The following is a 1158-nucleotide window of genomic DNA, read 5'->3' on the forward strand; positions in this document are numbered from 1 at the left end:
CCCTGTGAGAGTAGGACGCCGCCAAGCCATTACACGTAAGTGTAATATACGGAGGATTAGCTCAGCTGGGAGAGCATCTGCCTTACAAGCAGAGGGTCGGCGGTTCGAGCCCGTCATCCTCCACCATATTTGCCGGCCTAGCTCAATTGGTAGAGCAACTGACTTGTAATCAGTAGGTTGGGGGTTCAAGTCCTCTGGCCGGCACCATTTTTGGATAAGATAATAACACAAGTCTTTTAAAAAGAGCCATTAGCTCAGTTGGTAGAGCATCTGACTTTTAATCAGAGGGTCGAAGGTTCGAGTCCTTCATGGCTCACCATGTAACGCGGGTGTGGCGGAATTGGCAGACGCGCTAGACTTAGGATCTAGTGTCTTATGACGTGGGGGTTCAAGTCCCTTCACCCGCATTATACAGGATAGTTATCCTGTATGCGGAAGTAGTTCAGTGGTAGAACACCACCTTGCCAAGGTGGGGGTCGCGGGTTCGAATCCCGTCTTCCGCTCCAACTATACCATCCACGCCGGGGTGGTGGAATTGGCAGACACACAGGACTTAAAATCCTGCGGTAGGTGACTACCGTGCCGGTTCAAGTCCGGCCCTCGGCATTCATTATTATGCGCCCGTAGCTCAATTGGATAGAGCGTTTGACTACGGATCAAAAGGTTAGGGGTTCGACTCCTCTCGGGCGCGCCATAATATTTTTAAAAATCGGGAAGTAGCTCAGCTTGGTAGAGCACATGGTTTGGGACCATGGGGTCGCAGGTTCGAATCCTGTCTTCCCGACCACTTCGGGGCCTTAGCTCAGCTGGGAGAGCGCCTGCTTTGCACGCAGGAGGTCAGCGGTTCGATCCCGCTAGGCTCCACCATTTATAAAAAACATGTTGACTTTAAGAGAAACTTATTATATAATTAAAAAGTTGCTTGAGAAAGTGAACGAAATGATCTTTGAAAACTAAACAAGACAAAACGTACCTGTTAATTCAAAGTTTTAAATAAATCGCACAGCAATGTGCGTAGTCAGTCAAACTACTTTATCGGAGAGTTTGATCCTGGCTCAGGACGAACGCTGGCGGCGTGCCTAATACATGCAAGTCGAGCGGACAGATGGGAGCTTGCTCCCTGATGTTAGCGGCGGACGGGTGAGTAACACGTGGGTA

The 1158-nt window shown here is 49.7% G+C and carries 9 tRNA genes and 1 rRNA gene; all 10 read left to right on the forward strand.

The features are described 5' to 3' along the window. Positions 1-50: 50 nt before the first annotated feature. Positions 51-126 (forward strand) — tRNA-Val (locus OWN49_RS19390). 5 nt (positions 127-131) lie between these two features. Further along, positions 132-207, forward strand: a tRNA-Thr gene (locus tag OWN49_RS19395). Positions 208-243: 36 nt separating this feature from the next. Next, positions 244-319, forward strand: a tRNA-Lys gene (locus tag OWN49_RS19400). Positions 320-325: 6 nt separating this feature from the next. Next, a tRNA-Leu gene (locus tag OWN49_RS19405) sits at positions 326-407 on the forward strand. Positions 408-431: 24 nt separating this feature from the next. Next, positions 432-506 (forward strand) — tRNA-Gly (locus tag OWN49_RS19410). Between the two features lie 14 nt (positions 507-520). Continuing rightward, positions 521-606, forward strand: a tRNA-Leu gene (locus tag OWN49_RS19415). An 11-nt stretch (positions 607-617) separates the two neighbouring features. Continuing rightward, positions 618-694 (forward strand) — tRNA-Arg (locus tag OWN49_RS19420). A gap of 16 nt (positions 695-710) precedes the next feature. After that, a tRNA-Pro gene (locus tag OWN49_RS19425) sits at positions 711-787 on the forward strand. Between the two features lie 4 nt (positions 788-791). After that, positions 792-867, forward strand: a tRNA-Ala gene (locus OWN49_RS19430). A gap of 165 nt (positions 868-1032) precedes the next feature. Next, positions 1033-1158, forward strand: a 16S ribosomal RNA gene (locus OWN49_RS19435); the annotation flags it as partial.

Source organism: Bacillus sp. NEAU-242-2, assembly GCF_027853835.1.
Taxonomy (GTDB): Bacteria; Bacillota; Bacilli; order Bacillales; family Bacillaceae; genus Bacillus; species Bacillus velezensis.